Raw genomic sequence first — 18,194 nt, forward strand, 5'->3', positions numbered from 1 at the left:
TTCGTCTAATTTGGTTTACACGTCTATGAAAAAAACGCTTACGACGCTCACCCTGTTGGCCCTGATGGTCCATTCGTTGTTTGCTCAGGTTCAGGTTGATCCTGAGCTGCGCGAAGCCCTGAAAAAAAATCCGATTGCGCAGGTAATCGTGACATTTAAGGGCAATGATGCTCCGTTGCCTGCTCAGCTGGGGCTGCTCCAGCAACTTGGCATTACAAAAGCTATTTCGATGAAGGCCCTGCCGATTGCCGGCATTCTGGCCACGGCCGTTCAGATCGATGCGCTGGCCCAGAATCCCGAAGTAAAATCGCTTTACCTGAACAAACGACTCACGTATTTCAACTTCGACGATACCCACCTGACGGGGGTTAAACGGCTCCGGGCGGATAAAGACATCACCGCCCGTAATAACGGGCTGCCGGTTTCCGGTAAGGGTATTGGTGTACTCATCAACGACAGCGGGGTAGATGGTACCCACGACGATATTAAGTTTGGTACGCATCTGGTACAAAACGTTCTGGGACAGACCAATCTGAACAGCGTGGATGCCATGCTGCCCGTTACGTACCTGGAAAACGTACCCAACACCGATAACAACTCGGGCCACGGTACGCACTGCACCGGTACGGTGGGTGGTAATGGTTCGCGGTCGGGGGGCAAATACGAAGGCGTTGCGCCCGGCGCTTCGCTGCTTGGCTACGGTTCAGGGGCCGCTCTGCTCGTGCTGGATGCTATTGGTGGCTTCGACTACGCCCTGACGCACCAGTTTCAGTACAACATTCGTGTCATCAGCAACTCGTTCGGTACGTCGGGCGATTTTGATCCGAATCACCCCATCAACCTGGTTACCAAAAAGTGCTATGACCGCAACATGGTGGTCGTTTTTGCCGCTGGTAATGAAGGACCGGGTGCCGACACACACAATCCCTACGCCATTGCGCCCTGGGTAATTTCGGTTGGCGCAGGCGACCGGACCGGTAAGCTGGCCGATTTCTCATCGCGGGGTGTGAAAGGAGAAGGCGGTTCGTTTGTCATCGACGGCGAATCCTGGACCTTTAAGAACGAACCGACGATTGTTGCGCCGGGCGTTGATGTCGTGTCGACTCGTGTCATCGGGCCGGTGGCGTCACTGGGCATTCAGCAGGATATTGAACAGCTTGAGCCAGGTCAGGTGCCGTTCTACACGCACATGAGCGGTACGTCGATGGCTACTCCGCACGTTTCAGGCATCATTGCGCTGATGCTGGAGGCCAGACCGTCGCTTTCGGCTGAGCAGGTAAAGCAGATTCTTCAGAAAACTGCTACCAACATGCCGGGCCGCGAGTCGTGGGAGGTAGGTTCCGGCTACGTCAATGCGTATGCGGCCGTCGATCACATCTTCCGGTCGGCGGTGTTTGGGGCTACCGTAAACAGCAGCCGTACGTTTACGAGCAGCGTGAATGCACAGGCTAAAATGCAGCCGTTTGCCATTGATTATAATCCGATTCTGACGACCGGCAACCAGATTACGTTCAACGTAGCCCCCGGGACCAATAGCATTGAAGCCAAAATTACGGCCGGTGGCGTATCGGGACTTACCGGCAATCCGCTTAACCTGATTCTGCTCGATCCCACCGGTACGCAATATCGGGCTGGGATTCCGGTCGCATTTGCTTTGTATACGGATCGCAGCGTTGCCGTTGCGTCGCCCCCGGCTGGTACCTGGACCTTGCGGGTTGAAGGGCTCAATGGCATTGCCTTACCCGAAACGGTGATGGGCAGTATTACCCAGCAGGTCGTCAGCGGTACCTCAGGCCTGAATGACATTGCCGGTCACCCGGCCGAAGCGTCGATCAAAATGGCCGTAACGAACCGGCTTGTTGATGGGCTGAATGGCTCGTTTAAGCCAAACGACCCGCTGAAGCGGATTCAACTGGCCGACTATCTGATGATGGGGCAGGCGATCCGTCAGTACTTCCCGACCAACGGCTCAAAGACGTATGCCGACGTATCGGGCAATGACGTACTGCTGGCCGAGTCGGTTACGGCCAAAGGCGCGGCCCTGCGCGACCGGCAGCATGAATTCAAAGGGGTGATGCTCCCCGTGAACGGTAAATTCTCACCGACCGGCACGGTCGACCGCGTCACGTTGACGTATGCGCTGGTGCAGGGGCTGGGCTTTCAGAAGTTCGCTGAGGAACGTACCGGCAAACCCGTAAAAGTCCGGGTCGACGGCAAGGACCTGCCCATCGAAGACGCGGCTACGATCCCGGCCGGGATGGAAGGCTACGTGAGCATCGCTCTCGAACTGGGTCTGATCAACGCGTACTATACCTCAACGCAGGGGCCGTTCGACCTCTTCCCGACGCTGCACGCTACGTTTAAGCCAAAGCAGACCGTAACACGCGCCGACTTCGCCGTGATCGTGACCCGTACGTTCTCGCAATGGGAAGCCGCTACGCCCCCGGCTTCATCAGCTCGCGTTGCGGCTGAGTTCAGCACCGAATCAGGAGCGTATCCGAATCCTTTCTCGGGCACTACGACCATCAGCTACAGCCTGTCGCAGCCGGATTTCGTGAACGTGCAGGTGAATGATATCACAGGCCGTCCCATCAGGACGCTGGTAAACGAACAGCAGCCGGCTGGTAAGCATCAGGTACAATTCGACGGCAGTGCTTTGCCCAGCGGCATATACATGTACAACGTTCGGACAGGTACGTCATTGACCTCGAAACGACTGGTCATTAAGTGACGAACAGTCAATGGTGTTAAAAAAGCCCGGCTGATGTCAGCCGGGCTTTTTTAGTATGATTATTCTGGAGGTTGCCTAGCGGTTAGGCACGGTGAGCTGCTGCATGAACTGCTCCAGTTCTGCCGGTCGCTGCGTACCGATCAGTAGTTTTCGGCCATCGGTTTTTACAAGCATCAGGCCTTTGTGGCCCGCTACGTTATAAGCCCAGCCGTCGAAGATCCAGCGGATACCGTACCCGATAAACCCGTAGGTCTGCACGTCGGCGGATGCGATGGCCGACCAGGGTAACGAACGCCAGGGGATCAGCGGGAAGAACCGGTAGTGCACGCCACGAGCATCTACCCGGGTGTCTAACCGCATTGACGCGATCAATCCAAAAGCGCCAACAACCAGGATAAACGGCAGCCAGACACCAGCCGAGGAATCTTTCAGCAAGGCCATGACCATCACGATCAGGGCGAAAATTAACAGCGCCCAGATCCACCACTGACGAAAACGCTGGGTTTCGGTGAACGCCTGCATAACTATCAGGTTTTCTGTTTTTTCTTCTTGGCTGCGGGGAACAGAATGTTGTTCAGGATCAACCGGTATCCTGCCGAGTTCGGGTGCAGGTTCAGGTCGGTAGGTTCCTCACCAATCTCATGGCGATAATCTTCGGGGTCATGGCCGCCGTAGAACGTAAAGAATCCTTTTCCGAAGGGGCTATGAATGTAGCGGGCTTCACCAGCCGAGCGATTTTCGGCCATAATCACCACCTCAGGCTTAATAAGATTCTTTTTGAAAGCAGTCGTTTGCCCCATGAACCCTTTGATAACGTTCAGGTGATTCTGCGTCAGCATGGTCGGAATGGGGTCGTATTTGGCCGAAAACTGGAATAGCGAAAAATAATCGTTATGTTCGCTCAGACCGCGCTCTTCCGGCTGGTTGTCAATGTTCGAAAACTCGATGACATACGGATTCGTAAACACCTGGAAGTTGCGGAAAGCGAACGTCTGGCTGAAATCCAGCTTGCTGTTGGCGTTCGGGTCGAAACCGTCGCCGTCGTAGAACGCGTCAACAATATCGGTGTTCTGGCTGGCCAGGGCGATGTCAAACGTATCGGTAGCGTTGCACATGGCGAACAGGTAGCCGCCACCCAGCACAAAATCCCGGATTTTCTGCGACACCGCCCGCTTCAGGTGCGGTACTTTCGAGAAGCCAAATTTGCGGGCGATGGTTTCCGATTCCTGCTTCTGCTGAATGTACCAGGGCTGGTCCTTGAAATGGAAAAATTTGCCATACTGGCCCGTAAAGTCTTCGTGATGGAGGTGCAGCCAGTCGTACTCCGGGAGCTTGGCGTTCATCACTTCTTCGTCGAAGACGACGTCGTAGGGAATTTCGGCGTAGGTCATCACCATCGTCACGGCGTCGTCCCAAGGTTGTTTGGTTTTGGGCGAATACACGGCGATTTTTGGTGCTTTCTGGAGCTTAACGGCGTCCATATTGGCATCCGCAGCGGCAATTTCACTCAGAATCTGGGCACCCTGGGCGTCTGAGATGACCTCATAGCTAACCCCCCGGATCACCAGTTCATTAACGAACGTCTGGGTCTGGGGCATCATAAACGAGCCGCCCCGGTAGTTCAGTAACCAGTCAATTTCGGTATCGTGGGTTTTTAATACCCAATAGGCGATACCATAGGCTTTCAGATGATTCTTCTGGGCATCGTCCATAGGAATCAGAATCTTCGACGCCCAGGCCTGGGCTGTCAGCGTCAAAATAAGGATAAGCGGTGTCAGTAGCCGTTTCATTGGTTTTCAGTTTACCCAGGCGTAGAGTAGCTTTGTACTAGTAACGAATATAAGCAAATTTTGTGCAAAAAAAGCGCGGGGCGTGGGGCTTAGGGCAAAGGGATGAAAAAGTATCTCCCTTCCTGGACCCTCCGCCCCACACCCCGCGCCCCAGGCTAAGGCTTATGAACGTCCTCGAAAACATTCGCGAAGGGCTCCGCTCGGTTGCGGGCAACCGGCTCCGCACGATTCTGACGTCGCTTATCATCGCCATCGGCATTACGTCGCTGGTGGGAATTCTGACGGCCATCGACGGCATTCAGAGTTCGGTCGACAGCAGTTTTGCCGGGCTTGGCGCCAATACCTTTACTATCGTGGCCCGGCAGGAGGTGAGTCGTATCAGCGGCCGCGTTCGGCAACAGGACGAACCCGTTGATTACTACCAGGCTGTTGCGTTCAAGCGCCGGTTTCCGTACGGCGCTACGATTGCGATTTCGACGGTAGTGACCAGTTCGGCTCAGCCAAAATACGGTTCCCGCAAAATGAATCCCAACGCCCTGCTGGTGGGGGGCGACGAAGCGTACCTGACTGTGAAGGGGTATAATTTGCAGACGGGTCGGAACCTGACCAGCAACGACCTGGCTAATTCGCTCAACGTAGCGATTATCGGCAGTGAGGTCGCGAATACGCTGTTCGAGAAAAAAATCAATCCCATTAACCAGTTCATTCGCGTATCCGGAGCCCAGTACAAAGTAATCGGGGTGCTGGAACGGAAAGGGGGATTGTCTGACGGCAACGAAGACCGGATCATTCTGGTGCCATTGGATAACGCCCGGGCGCTGGCGGGTACCCGAAAACTGACGTTCGATATTACGGCCTCCGCCCCCGACCTGTCCAGTCAGGACATCGCCGTAGGGGAGGCCCGGGGGGTTATGCGATTGATCCGGCGCGACCCGCTGGGACAGCCCGATTCGTTTGAGATTCAGCGGGCGGATGATTTGCTGAAGGAAACGCAGGAGATCACCGGGTATTTGCGGGTGGGTGGTTTCGGGATTGGGTTCATCACTCTCCTGGGTGCTGCCATTGCGCTGCTCAACATCATGCTGGTATCCGTCACGGAACGTACCCGCGAAATTGGCATTCGAAAGTCGTTGGGTGCCACCCCGAAGCGTATCCGTGAGCAGTTCCTGATCGAAGCCATCGTGATTTGCCTCCTGGGTGGATTAGGCGGTGTTGCCCTCGGACTGGGTATCGGCAATTTAATCTCCCTCGTGATCAGCGGGGGCGAAGGGGGCTTTGTGGTGCCCTGGGTCTGGATGGGACTCGGCATCGTCGTCTGCGTGGTAGTCGGATTATTTGCCGGTATCTACCCCGCCGTCCGCGCGTCCAAACTCGACCCCATCGACGCACTGAGGTATGAATGAGAGGAGGAAAGGAGAAAAGGGAGGAAAGGAGGAAGAAAGAGTCAATGGGATGTTCCTACTCCTTTCCTCCCTCTTCTCCCTTTCTTCCTCTCTGTTCCGGTAAATAGACCGTGAACGTAGTACCGTTGCCGGGCTGGCTGCGAACGGTGACCGTTCCCCCGTGGTTCTCGGCAACCCGCCGGGCAATCGACAGCCCCAGCCCGGTGCCTGGGTATTGATTACGTCCGTGCAGCCGCTCAAAGAGTTGAAAAACGCGGTCGCTGTATTGTTGATCAAACCCGATTCCGTTGTCGGCCACGCTGATAGCCACCCAATCCACACGCTGACGATCAGGAACCTCGGCAGGAACCGCTTTCCAGGAAATCTGCTCGGCAGTGACCGAAATGATGGGTTGTTCGGCGCCCGGCGTACCGAGCGGTTTAGAAAACTTCAGGGCATTGCTCAGCAGGTTCTGAAAGAGTTGCCGAAGCTGCGTAGCGTTGCCCATGAGGGTAGGCAAGGCACCGATCGTAAGCCGGGCGTTCTTTTCCTGAACGATTGTGTCGAGGTCGTTTCGTATGGTTTGAAGCAGGTCGCTCAGGTTAACCGTGTCGACTAAATTCTGCTGCGTCGACAGCCGCGAATACGTCAGCAGGTCGCGGATAAGGGTTTGCATACGCCCGGCCGCCGACTGCATGCGGAGAATGATGTCCTGCCCGGTGTAGTCGAGCGCCGACCCGTATTGCTGGCGGAGAACATCCCCGAACGACTGAATTTTTCGCAGCGGCTCCTGCAGGTCGTGCGACGCTACGTAGGCGAACTGTTCGAGGCTGTGGTTCGATCGCTGCAATTCGTTGATGAGCTGTTCCGACCGGTGCAGGGATTTTTTCAGGAGCGTTTGATCCTGAGCCGCAACGATAAGCCCGTCGCCATGCCGGATCAGCGAAAAATCGAACCAGCCTTCTATACCTCTGTCCTCGAAATAGTGCTGGAAGCGTTGGGGCTGACCGGTTTCAACGACGTCGATGTACCGGTCGAAAATACCCAGCGTTCGTAAGTTTGGAAGGACCTCCAGCATGGTTCGATGCTGGGTTTCACTGAGCGGATGGCTTACTAACTGAGCATTGGCTTCATTCTGGAGAATGTACCGAAAATCAGTGATCGTCTCGTTTTCATCACGAATAGCCTCAAACAGAGCAATGGGAGTCTGGCAGCCGTCGAGTACGGTTTGTAAAATGGAGGCCTGCTGCTCAATTTTCCGGATCGCTTTTTTGCTGGTAGTAACATCGTTGAACGTAATGACGATCCCCTCGCCCAGCTTGCTGACGGCTACGTCGAACCAGGAGTCAATATGATGATAGTAATGCTCAACCCGACACGGCTGGCCGGTCTGATACACCTCGATGTACCGGTTCCACAACCCGATTTCTCTGGTTTTCGGATAAATCTCCGTCATAGTTTTACCCACCACCTCATCATACCTGCGTTTGGAAAACCCCAGAGAAGCCGCATTCGTCATAACTACCCGAAAGTCAAGCAATTGGCCGGATTCGTCCAGCACGGGTTCGTACAGGGTTACGGCGCTTAACGTAGCGTTCATAATGCCCTCCAGCAACTCATGCTGCTTCTGGAGTTTGACCAGCGCCTGCTGACTTTCGGTAATGTCTGTAAAGACTGAGATGAGCGTGTCGGTATCGATGCGGGCCACCGCCAGCTGAAGCCAGCCGTTGATACGCGGGAAGGGAAACGATACATAAAATGGCTCTCCGGTTTCCATCACCTGCCGGTAAGCCGCCAGCAGCCCCGACGGCACAAACATCGGATTCAACTGACTGATGGGTGTAGACAGCGCTTCGGCCTGCGAATGACCACCCAGCGCCAGCGCTGCCGGATTAATCAGAATAGCCTGAAAATCGATGATCTGGCCGGTGTCATCCCGGATGGCGCGTTCTACCGTAATGCTGTTCGGTGAATGCTCCATCACGCTGTCCAGAAAGGTTTTCTGACGCTCAATGGTCAGGCTGACCTGCTTTATTTCACTGATGTCTTTAAACGACAGCACGAAACCATCGGCGAGTGGGGTAGCCGAAATGAGGAACCAGCCGTCGTAGCCATCGGCCTGGTACGGAAACTCAAACGTTTGTGATTCGCCGGACTCGACCACCTGCACGTACCGCTGAAACAAACCAATCTGTTTGATGCTCGGAAAGAATTGGGTCATTCGCTGTCCGACAATCTGCTCGCTCGGCCGCCCGATTAATTTGTTGACAAAGGCGTTGGTCAGTCGGTAAATGAAGTCAATGATCTGGCCGGACTCGTCTCGCTCGCTTTCACAGTACGTAATGTAGCTGTCCGAAAAGTCCATTACAGCCTGCAGCATGGTCTGTTGTTCGATTAGCTGCTGCTTCGCCCGTTTTTCAGTGTCAATGTCCTGAAACAGCGTGAAGAAACCATCGCCGAAAGCGCGGCTTTGAACGACGTACCACCGCTGCTGCACCGGCCAGAAAACCTCCCGATCAACTACGTCGTGTTCGTCAACAATCCGGCGCATCGTATCGGCTTCAAGGCGACTCTCCGGCCGGCGTTGAAAAAGCAGTTGTTGCTCCAGTTGCTCAGGCGTAACGTGCAGGATGTCAAGGGCTAACTGGTTGTAGCATATAGTGCGGTAGTCGAGAATCGCGCCGTCCGTTCCACGCACCGCTTCATAGGCCACAAAGGCGTTGGGCGTATTGTCGAGTGCCGTCAAGAGTAAGTCGTTTTGTCGGCGGGTAGCGGTTTCTGTCTGTATGGTCAGGGTAATGCCCCGTTCATAGGGGGCGAGCGTCAGGTCAAAGCAGGTACGTTCTTTGGTTGGCTGCGTAAGCCAGGCTGTATGCTGTTTCAACTGGCCGGATCCCAGCGCATCGGCGGCAGGTTCCTGCAACCCGGCCTCATCAAAAAAAGAGGCTGCCCGATTGGTCGGATCATCCGAAAAAGCAGCGAGCAGAGAATCCGCAGTCCGGTTGGTCAGGCTGGGGTGCCATTTACGGATAACACCCGATTCGTCTTTAAGCGCTTCATAGACGATAATCCCGCAGGAGGCACTATCCAGTGCTGTTCGCATAAGGAAATTATCAGTCGTAGCGGCCGATGCTGCGGAGGTTGGCATCATAACGTTACTGGCCTGGTTAAAATACAGCAGGCGAATGCGTGCAGGCGTACTTTATACAAAGTAACGACATAGTTGAGATTTACCAACAAGCCGATTGGTATTGCAGGTAAGAAATTGATTGTTGAGCCCCTTAGAATCAGTGCATAGACGACAGGCATCAGGCTTAAAGCGCTATTATTTGCAAAATAAACCGTGTTTGTCTACTTTTGCACCCACGTTCGCCAGAGCGAACCGTTTCCAGATGCCGGGATGGCGGAATCGGTAGACGCGTTGGTCTCAAACACCAATGTCTGCAAGGACATGCCGGTTCGAGTCCGGCTCCCGGTACAGTAAGCCCTTACAAAACCCTGTTTAGCAGGAATTTGTAAGGGCTTTTGGTTTTGTCTCGAATGAGTAATCCGTGGTGTTGCGCCGGAATTGGTTCGCAAAAAAAGCTGATCTTATCGCTAAAACGTACCTGGCAACTTGCTCAGGATAAACTGCTAACTCTGTAATTAGCTATAAAAAAGCCCGGTGTCTGAAACACCGGGCTCTGAAAGAATAGGCCTGACGTAGGTTACTTCAGGTCGAAGCGGTCGAGGTTCATCACCTTGTTCCAGGCGGCCGCAAAATCATGAACAAACTTCTCCTGCGCATCTGAACAGCCGTACACTTCGGCGATGGCGCGTAACTCGGAGTTCGAGCCGATGATCAGATCGACACGCGTACCCGTCCATTTGAGTTCGCCGGTGGCGCGGTCGCGGCCTTCAAACAGATCCTGAGCATCCGATGTTGACCGCCACGTAGTACCCAAATCGAGCAGGTTTACGAAGAAGTCATTCGTCAGCATCTCCGGGCGTTTGGTGAAGACCCCATGTGAAGAACCGTTGTAATTAGCGTTCAGCACGCGCATACCACCCAGCAAGACCGTCAGTTCAGGCACCGTCAAGGTCAGCAGTTGGGCTTTGTCGATCAGTAACCCTTCGGCTTTGGCTGTGTAGCGTCCCTTCACGTAGTTACGGAACCCATCGGCAATTGGCTCAAGCACCGCAAACGACTCGACGTCCGTTTGTTCGGCTGACGCATCAGCACGACCCGGCGTAAAGGGAACCGTTACGTCGATGCCTGCTTTTTTAGCCGCCTGTTCAATTGCTGCGCAACCGCCCAGTACGATCAGATCGGCCAGGGATACCTGCTTGCCGTCGGTCTGAATTGCGTTGAACTCCGATTGGATCGATTCGAGCGTGTTCAGTACGTTGGCGAGCTGGGTCGGGTTGTTCACCTCCCAGAACTTCTGCGGGGCCAACCGGATGCGGGCACCGTTTGCGCCACCGCGCTTATCGGAGTTGCGGAATGTTGACGCCGACGCCCAGGCCGTTGAAACGAGTTGCGGGATGGTCAGGCCGGAGGCCAGGATATTGGCTTTCAGGGCGGCAATGTCGGCGTCGTCGATCAGCTTGTACGTAACGGCCGGAACCGGGTCTTGCCAGATCAGTTCTTCTGCCGGTACTTCCGGACCCAGGTAGCGGGCACGAGGACCCATATCCCGGTGGGTCAGTTTGAACCACGCCCGGGCAAACGCGTCGGCAAACTGATCGGGGTTTTCCAGGAAACGCCGTGAAATTTTTTCGTAAGCCGGGTCAACGCGCAGGGCCAGATCGGTCGTGAGCATCGTTGGGGCGTGACTCAGTGCCGGGTCGTGGGCATCCGGTACCGTACCGGCACCCGCACCGCCTTTTGGCTTCCACTGGAATGCACCAGCGGGACTCTTAGTCAATTCCCACTCGAAACCAAAGAGGTTTTCGAAGAAATTGTTGCTCCACTGGGTTGGCGTGGTGGTCCAGGCACCTTCCAGACCGCTGGTGATCGTGTGGACGCCATGACCGGTGCCATACGTATTTTTCCAGCCCAGGCTTAGTTCCTCAATGCTGGCACCGGCTGGTTCTTTGCCAACGTATTCGCTGGGATCGGCCGCGCCGTGGGTTTTTCCGAAGGAGTGTCCACCCGCAATGAGGGCTACAGTTTCTTCGTCGTTCATAGCCATCCGGCCGAACGTTTCCCGAATGTCGCGGGCAGCTGCCAGGGGGTCAGGGTTGCCGTTCGGACCTTCCGGATTTACATAGATAAGACCCATCTGAACGGCACCAAGCGGGTTCTCCAGATCGCGGTCGCCTTCGTAGCGGTTGTCGCCGAGCCATTCCGTTTCCGAGCCCCAGTACACATCTTCCTGTGGTTCCCAGAAATCTTCGCGGCCACCGGCGAAACCGAACGTTTTGAAGCCCATCGACTCCAGCGCGCAGTTTCCGGCCAGAATCATCAGGTCCGCCCACGACAACTTACGGCCGTATTTCTGCTTAATCGGCCACAGCAGCAGCCGGGCCTTATCGAGGTTAGCGTTATCGGGCCAGCTATTGAGCGGGGCAAAACGCTGCATACCCGCACCCGCACCCCCGCGACCATCGGCAATGCGGTACGTACCGGCACTGTGCCAGGCCATCCGGATGAAGAACGGACCATAGTGACCGTAGTCGGCCGGCCACCACGACTGCGAGGTGGTCATCAGACTAACGATCTCTTCCTTAACGGCTTTCAGATCAAGGCTTTTGAACTCCTCTGCATAATTGAACGAAGGGTCCATCGGGTTAGACAGCGAGGAGTGCTGGCGTAGAATGTTCAGGGGCAACTGGTTGGGCCACCAATCGCGGTTCCGGGTACCACCGCCGGCCACTTGATTCATCCGTTCGCTCAGGAACGGGCATTGAGCGGCACTGGGGCTGTTCACATCAAGGGCTTCGTGGTGGTGTCCGTTGTGGCCATTAGTACCATTGACCTGGTAGCTTTTTGTGGTTTCTGCGGGATTCATACGCTGTTTGTTTTCCGTTTTGCTACCCAGTCCATTTGTAGGAAGGATATTAACCAGCTGACAGGATAGCGAAACGTTGTGTTTGTGAATGATTTCACCGCAAAGCTGTCTTATTTAAGTGAATAGATCAAATTAATATTTTCTATAATCTCATACATAATATCTATAAGTAGAGTCGGTATTCGCCCGTACGCAGCAAAGGCGTAATACCGGTTATTTTACGGGTGGTACTGGAGGTGCTGGAGGTACAGTTCTCATCTGAATGATATCCACCAGGAAAGCAAAGGCCATTGAGAAGTAGATGTAACCCTTCGGAATCTCGAAATGAAGTCCTTCGGCAACCAGCGACATACCGATGATGAGCAGGAAGCATAAGGCCAGAATCTTGAAGGAGGGATGGCGACCAATAAAATCAGCAATGGGTTTAGAGGCAATGAGCATAATACCTACCGTAACAATCACGGCCGTATACATAATCCAGAGCTGATCGACCATGCCCACGGCCGTAATGATTGAGTCGACTGAAAAGACCATGTCCAGAATCAACACCTGGACTAGTAACTGCCGAAAACTGGATTTGGTCGTATCGGGTGCATTGGCATCACCACCCGCTTCGGCTTTGTGATAAATCTCTTTGGTGCTTTTATAAATCAGGAACAGTCCTCCCGCCAGCAGAATCAGTCCTTTGCCGCTAAAATCAATGCCGAATACGCTGAACAGGGTCTTATCCAGTTGCATGATCCAGGCGATTACAGCCAGCAGAGCCAGCCGGATGAACATAGCTAAGCCAAGGCCCCAGTAGCGTAATTTATCCCGTTGTTCAGGAGGTAATTTATCAGCGAGAATGGCAATGAAAATAATGTTATCAATACCTAAAATGATCTCCAGGACAATGAGAGTGACAAGGGGAATGATACTATCCGCGAATTCCATGTTAATTGATACGTTCTGGGTTTGATACGCACTTGCCGGATAGCGATGATGCGGCTCGGTAATAACTTCAGGAAGCTTGCGGATGTTTGTTGATCAGTATTGAGTCGAGTTCCAAAAGCATTGCTCCAACCGCATGCGGTTGGAGCAATGGCTGACATGGTAACGTTGGATTCTTTCGCGGCAATTGTACTGAGTAGGACGGACACTTTGCTACGTGACGCGAGCTGAAAATCACTTATGACGGTTTAGGGATGGATAAACAACAGAATGCCTTATCAAGACCCTGGAGCGACGTATAGCCGATCTGCCTGGGCCAGAACAGCCGTTTCATGCCGCAGATGTTCTACAAAAGTCACCTGATCCTGTGCAAAAAGGAAAGCTACTTACGGTTGAGCAGTTGCCGCAACTGTTTTTTTATTTCGAGTTGTTCCTGTTCAAGTGCCTGTAATCTGGCCGCCTGATGCTGATTAATTCGTTGCTGCTCCAGCAAAGTCCGCTGCTGATCCTGGGTAGTCTTTTCCAGTTGAATGGTGTATAACGTCAATTCTTCAATCTTCTCCAGGAGTTTAGCGTCCATCTTGGCCATGTCTACGCCATTTTTAACCACTTCTTCAGCCGAGGGAACGCCCGGCAGGTGTTTGTTGGCTTTCACGAATGCCTCTACTGACTCCAGCGAACGCAGGTTGTAGTCATCCGCGAACACGTAGTCCGACCAGTCGGATGAGTTCTTGACGGCCACTTTCACTTTCTCGGTCAGGATGCCGTCCTGTACGTACAGGCGGTAACCGGCCGGTGTTTTGCTTACGTTCTGGCCAATAATGACAGCGTTGTCATCTTTACTGATCAGGAAACGGCCAGTACGCTGCCAGAGGCTTTCGGGTGCCGCTTCACGGGCCGAGTTGGTGGTGCTGCCTAGAATAACGTTACCACTGGCATCGACGGTCAGGAATTTGGTCTGGTTGAGGGCACTGGCCGGTGAAGCACTGGTCAGGTTCTGCAGGCGCAGTCCGGATTGGTTAGCCGCACCGGATACCAGGTGTAGTCTGTTGGTAGGTGCGGTGGTCCCGATTCCTACATTGGCATTATCGCCCAGTACAAGGGCGTTGGAAACGGTTACTTTGGCGTTGTTGCCGATGGCCGTGGCATTGCTCAGGTTGTTCGCTGCCGCATCAGCCCGAAAGCCAAGGAACGTGTTATTGATACCGCCGTTGTTGTTACGTCCACTTTCAAAACCGATGGATACGTTGTTGGATCCATTCACCCCCACGCCGTTGCCTGCATTGGCACCGAGATACACGTTGAAGCCCCCGGTCGTGTTGTTCCCTCCGGCATTGTCGCCCAGAAAAAAGTTGGCTGAGCCGGTCGTGTTAGCCGAGCCGGCGTTGGTACCCATGATGAAGTTGGAATTGCCGGTGGTGTTGGCAGCGCCGGCCTGAACCCCAACGAACGTATTGAACTGGCCGGCTGTGTTGGCCACGCCGGCGCGGTACCCTACAAAGGTGTTAGCCCCCGCCGTTGTCAGATAACCGCTCCGGTACCCGACGAAGGTATTCTGCTGACCGGTCTGGTTCAGATAGCCCGCTTTGCTGCCGAGCATGACATTTTCAGAAACGAGGTTATTGTAGCCCGCAGAGTCGCCCACCATGACGTTGTACGCACCGGTCTGGTTCTGGCGGTTCGAAGAATTTCCCAGCGCAACGTTCCCGCTGCCGGTGGTGTTCAGATAACCCGATAGCTGGCCATAAAAGACGTTGCCGCTGCCGGTATTGGTGTTGTAGCCGGCACCACTACCCGAGAACGTGTTCCGCCGACCGGTCTGGGTGTTGTAACCGGCGGTATTTCCGACATACGTGTTTTCTGAGCCGCCGTTTCCCTGGCTGTCGGCCGCGTTTCCGACGTACGTATTGCTATTTCCAGTTGCATTGCTGCTACCGGCAAAGGCACCGAGGTAGGTGTTACTGCTGGCCGTTGTACTCGAAGAGCCGGCCTGCTGGCCAAAGTAAGCGTTATTGCCGCCGGAGGTGTTGGCCCCGCCTGCGAACGAACCCACGAAGGCATTGTTGCTGCCGCTGGTGTTGAACCGGCCGGCCTGGTAGCCAACCATTACGTTCTGGCTGCCGGTGGTGGATGCGCCAACGTTGAAGCCAACCAGCGTATTGTTGCTGCCGGGCGTAGGCGAGTTAGGCGTTAAGACTACGTTGTTCTGAGCGAAACCGGGAACGCTTATAAACAGCAGAAATCCGGGAATGGACAGGTTTTTCATGGTCGTAATCAGGCAGATAAGATAAGAAGGGTTGAAAGGACGTTTTGCCTGATACAAGGTATGATCTGGTGTTACGCTGGGTGATAAGTCTTTAGCCAGCGGTTTCCGGCTGCACGTAAATTGACAATAAAAATGACCCAATGCAGAGCCTCGGGTCATTGGGTATCCACCGTAACTTGTAACTTAGACGTAATTACGTTCATGTACGGGTAAGGTTTAGTAACGGATTTGCCGATTACGAAATATACCGTTTCCTGAAAAGTTGGGTTGGATTTAGGCAATCTAATGATGAAGTTTGCCCCGTTCTTTGTGACGAACAATACCTGCACTGCAACCTGATGACTGTAAGATGCTTACACAACCCTCTCAATTAACCAATCTCTTTCCGGCCGAAGACCAGATTCCGGCCGACTTCCGTATCCAGCCCCTGCACCAACGCGAGTACCTGCTTAATGGTGAGATGCGGGCCTGGGATGGCCCAACAACCGACGTTTTATCCCCGGTATGTCTGACAGGACCAAACGGCCCTGAGCGCAAGCTTGTCGGTAGTTACCCCGTCACGACCGATCGCGAAGCGCTCGAAGCCCTTGATGCGGCCGTAGCAGCCTACGACAACGGCCGCGGTGAATGGCCAACGATGTCCGTAAGTGACCGGATCGCCTGCATGGAGCGGTTCATCGGTAAAATGCTGGAGCAGAAAACGACCGTGGTCAATCTGCTTATGTGGGAGATCGGCAAAACCCTGGGCGATTCGATCAAGGAGTTCGACCGGACGGTTACCTACATTTATGACACCATCGACGCCCTGAAGGACATTGACCGGGCCGGCTCCCGGTTCAAAATAGAGGAAGGAATCATTGGGCAGATCCGCCGGTCGCCCCTGGGCGTAGTCTTGTGTATGGGGCCGTTCAACTATCCTCTGAACGAAACGTACACGACCCTCATTCCGGCTATTCTGATGGGCAATACGGTGTTGTTCAAGCCCCCCAAGCACGGTACGTTGCTGCATTATCCCCTGCTTGAAGCCTTTCGGACGTGTTTTCCGAAGGGGGTTGTCAATACGATCTATGGACGGGGCGCCAACGTAGTGCCGACGCTCATGCAGTCGGGGCGCATCAACGTACTGACGCTGATTGGCTCAAGCCGCGTAGCCGACAGCCTGAAGAAGATGCATCCCAAAAGTAACCGGCTCCGGGCGGTCCTGAGCCTTGATGCCAAAAACGCCGGTATCATCCTGCCCGATGCGGATATTGAACTGGCCGTTAAAGAATGTATGCTCGGTACGTTGTCGTTCAATGGGCAGCGGTGTACGGCCATCAAAATCATCTGGGTGCATCGGTCGGTAGCCGATCAGTTTCTTCGTCGCTTCAGTGAAGAGGTAAATAAATTGAAACCAGGTATGCCCTGGGAACCGGGCGTGCAGATTACACCCCTGCCGGAACCGCAGAAACCCCAGTACCTGACAGACTGTATCCGCGAAGCCGAAGCGCAGGGGGCTGCGGTCATGAACAAGGGTGGGGGCGTTGTCGAAGCCTCCTTTGTAATGCCGGCGGTGGTGTATCCCGTTCAGAAGGGCATGAAACTGTACCGCGAAGAACAGTTTGGACCGGTAGTGCCCGTTGTGCCGTTTGATGACCTTGAAGAACCGATCGACTACATCATCACCGCCGATCACGGTCAGCAGGTGAGTATTTTCGGAACCGATACGGAGCAGATTGCCAGCCTGATCGATCCGCTCGTGAATCAGGTAAGCCGGGTCAACATTAATGCACAGTGTCAGCGGGGGCCGGATACGTTTCCGTTCACTGGTCGTAAAGATTCAGCCGAGGGAACGTTGTCAGTTGAGGATGCACTACGGGCTTTCTCCATCCGGACTGTGGTGGCAACCAAAAACACTGATGGTAACAAAGCCATACTCAATGACATAGTTGGTCAACACAAATCGCAGTTTTTGTCGACCAATTTCATTTTTTGATTTAATAGTATTCTTCTGTTTTGTAGAAAGCCCGGCATTGACCGGGCTTTTGGTTTATCACTCCGTTACTGAATGTGTAATGCCAATTGTGTAGAAGCGAAGGTTCACACAGTTCTTAAGTTTTCCTATGTACTCGAGCAGCTTAAAATTCTCACCCAGCAAATAACCTATACGTGCTGGTAATGATCAAGGGTGAAAAAATAACTGACCACAACTTTGTTAATCTATAAAATAAGTAAAGTTTACGTTGGCCAATACATTAAAAATCTACAAAAAGCATAAAACCAAAGCACATTGTTATAACGTATATATGCCTGATTAGTAGAGTAATACAGCCTGTTGTTAAATTTCTTAATTGTGTTTTTATTATATTAATACTGCAATATTTTCAAATATTGCAAGCAATTACTATGCCTTTTTAAAAATTTTGAATAAATAAATATTTTTTATCAAAATTTGGCAAAATGAAAATGATTGGTATACATTAGCGCCAGTAAACAAACTCTTGTTTTTTTATGAAAAACTTAAACACGGTGTTGCTGAGTGGCATTCTGCTACTTTCATCGTCAGTTGGGTGGGCAAAGGCGGAAGAGCCCTGTAGCGACCGTCTGCGGCTGACGCAACGGGTGAATCAGGGAGAAGTCAGGCAGTCGCAGGCGATCGAAAGCCTGGTGGCTTCCAACGTGGTGGCCAGTTCGGCCAAAGCCGAGTATCAGGCTGGGCGCTCTGTAACGTTACTGCCGGGATTTACAGCTGAGCATGGCTCGCGTTTCGAGGCACAGGTTAAGGATTGTTCGTGCGATCAGGCACTGCTTTCCGCTGAGAGCCGGTCAATTCTGGCGGCTTATCCCAATCCGTTCATTGAGGCTACCGTTATTAAGTATCGGCTGGCTGAGGCCTCGCCCGTAACGTTAAGCCTGCTGAATGCTCAGGGCCAGACCGTTGAGGTACTGCTTAGCAGTGATTTTCAGGAAGCTGGAGCGCACGAATTCACGTACAAGAACGCATCATTACCAGCGAGTGTCTATCTTTATTCACTCCGCACAACCCAGGGAATAGTCACCAAGCGTTTGGTGAAAAATCGGTAGTACATTCCTGAAGCACTCATCTCTTCAACTCACAACGTT

Annotated in this window: 10 protein-coding genes and 1 tRNA gene; 5 read left to right on the forward strand and 6 right to left on the reverse strand. The window is 53.5% G+C overall.

The window, feature by feature from the left end:
* Positions 1-25: 25 nt before the first annotated feature.
* Entirely contained in the window at positions 26-2,731 is a 2,706-nt protein-coding gene (locus DYU11_RS17810) for a S8/S53 family peptidase (protein ID WP_119669063.1), read from the forward strand.
* A gap of 75 nt (positions 2,732-2,806) precedes the next feature.
* Here DYU11_RS17810 and DYU11_RS17815 read toward each other — a convergent pair whose 3' ends face one another.
* Positions 2,807-3,253, reverse strand: coding sequence for a hypothetical protein (locus tag DYU11_RS17815; RefSeq protein ID WP_119669064.1), 447 nt, complete (start codon positions 3,251-3,253; stop codon positions 2,807-2,809).
* 5 nt (positions 3,254-3,258) lie between these two features.
* The gene (locus DYU11_RS17820) at positions 3,259-4,521 is read right to left on the reverse strand and encodes an asparagine synthetase B (RefSeq protein WP_119669065.1); all 1,263 of its coding nucleotides are present in this window, start codon (positions 4,519-4,521) and stop codon (positions 3,259-3,261) included.
* Positions 4,522-4,685: 164 nt separating this feature from the next.
* Here DYU11_RS17820 and DYU11_RS17825 point away from each other — a divergent pair, with 164 nt between their 5' ends.
* Positions 4,686-5,924 (forward strand): ABC transporter permease, encoded by a 1,239-nt coding sequence (locus tag DYU11_RS17825; protein WP_119669066.1) that lies wholly within the window; start codon positions 4,686-4,688, stop codon positions 5,922-5,924.
* A 55-nt stretch (positions 5,925-5,979) separates the two neighbouring features.
* Here the strand turns inward: DYU11_RS17825 and DYU11_RS17830 are convergent, their stop codons facing one another.
* Entirely contained in the window at positions 5,980-9,054 is a 3,075-nt protein-coding gene (locus tag DYU11_RS17830) for an ATP-binding protein (protein ID WP_229365901.1), read from the reverse strand.
* 243 nt (positions 9,055-9,297) lie between these two features.
* Between DYU11_RS17830 and DYU11_RS17835 the strand changes: the two genes are divergently transcribed.
* Positions 9,298-9,381 (forward strand) — tRNA-Leu (locus tag DYU11_RS17835).
* A gap of 229 nt (positions 9,382-9,610) precedes the next feature.
* On the opposite strand, the gene katG is transcribed toward DYU11_RS17835, so the two are convergent.
* From katG to DYU11_RS17850, 3 genes are all read right to left on the reverse strand, one after another.
* On the reverse strand, positions 9,611-11,896 hold the full coding sequence (gene katG / locus DYU11_RS17840; RefSeq protein ID WP_119669067.1) for a catalase/peroxidase HPI: 2,286 nt from the start codon (positions 11,894-11,896) through the stop codon (positions 9,611-9,613).
* 213 nt (positions 11,897-12,109) lie between these two features.
* The gene (locus tag DYU11_RS17845) at positions 12,110-12,829 is read right to left on the reverse strand and encodes a TerC family protein (protein WP_119669068.1); all 720 of its coding nucleotides are present in this window, start codon (positions 12,827-12,829) and stop codon (positions 12,110-12,112) included.
* A 379-nt stretch (positions 12,830-13,208) separates the two neighbouring features.
* On the reverse strand, positions 13,209-15,092 hold the full coding sequence (locus tag DYU11_RS17850; protein ID WP_229365903.1) for a beta strand repeat-containing protein: 1,884 nt from the start codon (positions 15,090-15,092) through the stop codon (positions 13,209-13,211).
* 349 nt (positions 15,093-15,441) lie between these two features.
* Between DYU11_RS17850 and DYU11_RS17855 the strand changes: the two genes are divergently transcribed.
* Positions 15,442-17,067, forward strand: coding sequence for an NADP-dependent glyceraldehyde-3-phosphate dehydrogenase (locus DYU11_RS17855; protein WP_119669069.1), 1,626 nt, complete (start codon positions 15,442-15,444; stop codon positions 17,065-17,067).
* A 515-nt stretch (positions 17,068-17,582) separates the two neighbouring features.
* Positions 17,583-18,155 carry a T9SS type A sorting domain-containing protein gene (locus tag DYU11_RS17860; protein ID WP_119669070.1) on the forward strand — a complete coding sequence of 191 codons (573 nt, stop codon included), beginning with the start codon at positions 17,583-17,585 and terminating at the stop codon, positions 18,153-18,155.
* Positions 18,156-18,194 lie beyond the last annotated feature (39 nt).

Origin of the sequence: Fibrisoma montanum, from assembly GCF_003583365.1 — a bacterium.
GTDB classification, from domain to species: Bacteria; Bacteroidota; Bacteroidia; order Cytophagales; family Spirosomataceae; genus Fibrisoma; species Fibrisoma montanum.

Coding starts and splice junctions, on each gene's coding strand:
- katG (WP_119669067.1), bottom strand. CDS start 11,896: ATGAATCCCGCAGAAACCACAAAAAGCTACCAGGTCAATGGTACTAAT.
- DYU11_RS17810 (WP_119669063.1), top strand. CDS start 26: ATGAAAAAAACGCTTACGACGCTCACCCTGTTGGCCCTGATGGTCCAT.
- DYU11_RS17860 (WP_119669070.1), top strand. CDS start 17,583: ATGAAAAACTTAAACACGGTGTTGCTGAGTGGCATTCTGCTACTTTCA.
- DYU11_RS17855 (WP_119669069.1), top strand. CDS start 15,442: ATGCTTACACAACCCTCTCAATTAACCAATCTCTTTCCGGCCGAAGAC.
- DYU11_RS17850 (WP_229365903.1), bottom strand. CDS start 15,092: ATGAAAAACCTGTCCATTCCCGGATTTCTGCTGTTTATAAGCGTTCCC.
- DYU11_RS17825 (WP_119669066.1), top strand. CDS start 4,686: ATGAACGTCCTCGAAAACATTCGCGAAGGGCTCCGCTCGGTTGCGGGC.
- DYU11_RS17815 (WP_119669064.1), bottom strand. CDS start 3,253: ATGCAGGCGTTCACCGAAACCCAGCGTTTTCGTCAGTGGTGGATCTGG.
- DYU11_RS17820 (WP_119669065.1), bottom strand. CDS start 4,521: ATGAAACGGCTACTGACACCGCTTATCCTTATTTTGACGCTGACAGCC.
- DYU11_RS17830 (WP_229365901.1), bottom strand. CDS start 9,054: ATGATGCCAACCTCCGCAGCATCGGCCGCTACGACTGATAATTTCCTT.
- DYU11_RS17845 (WP_119669068.1), bottom strand. CDS start 12,829: ATGGAATTCGCGGATAGTATCATTCCCCTTGTCACTCTCATTGTCCTG.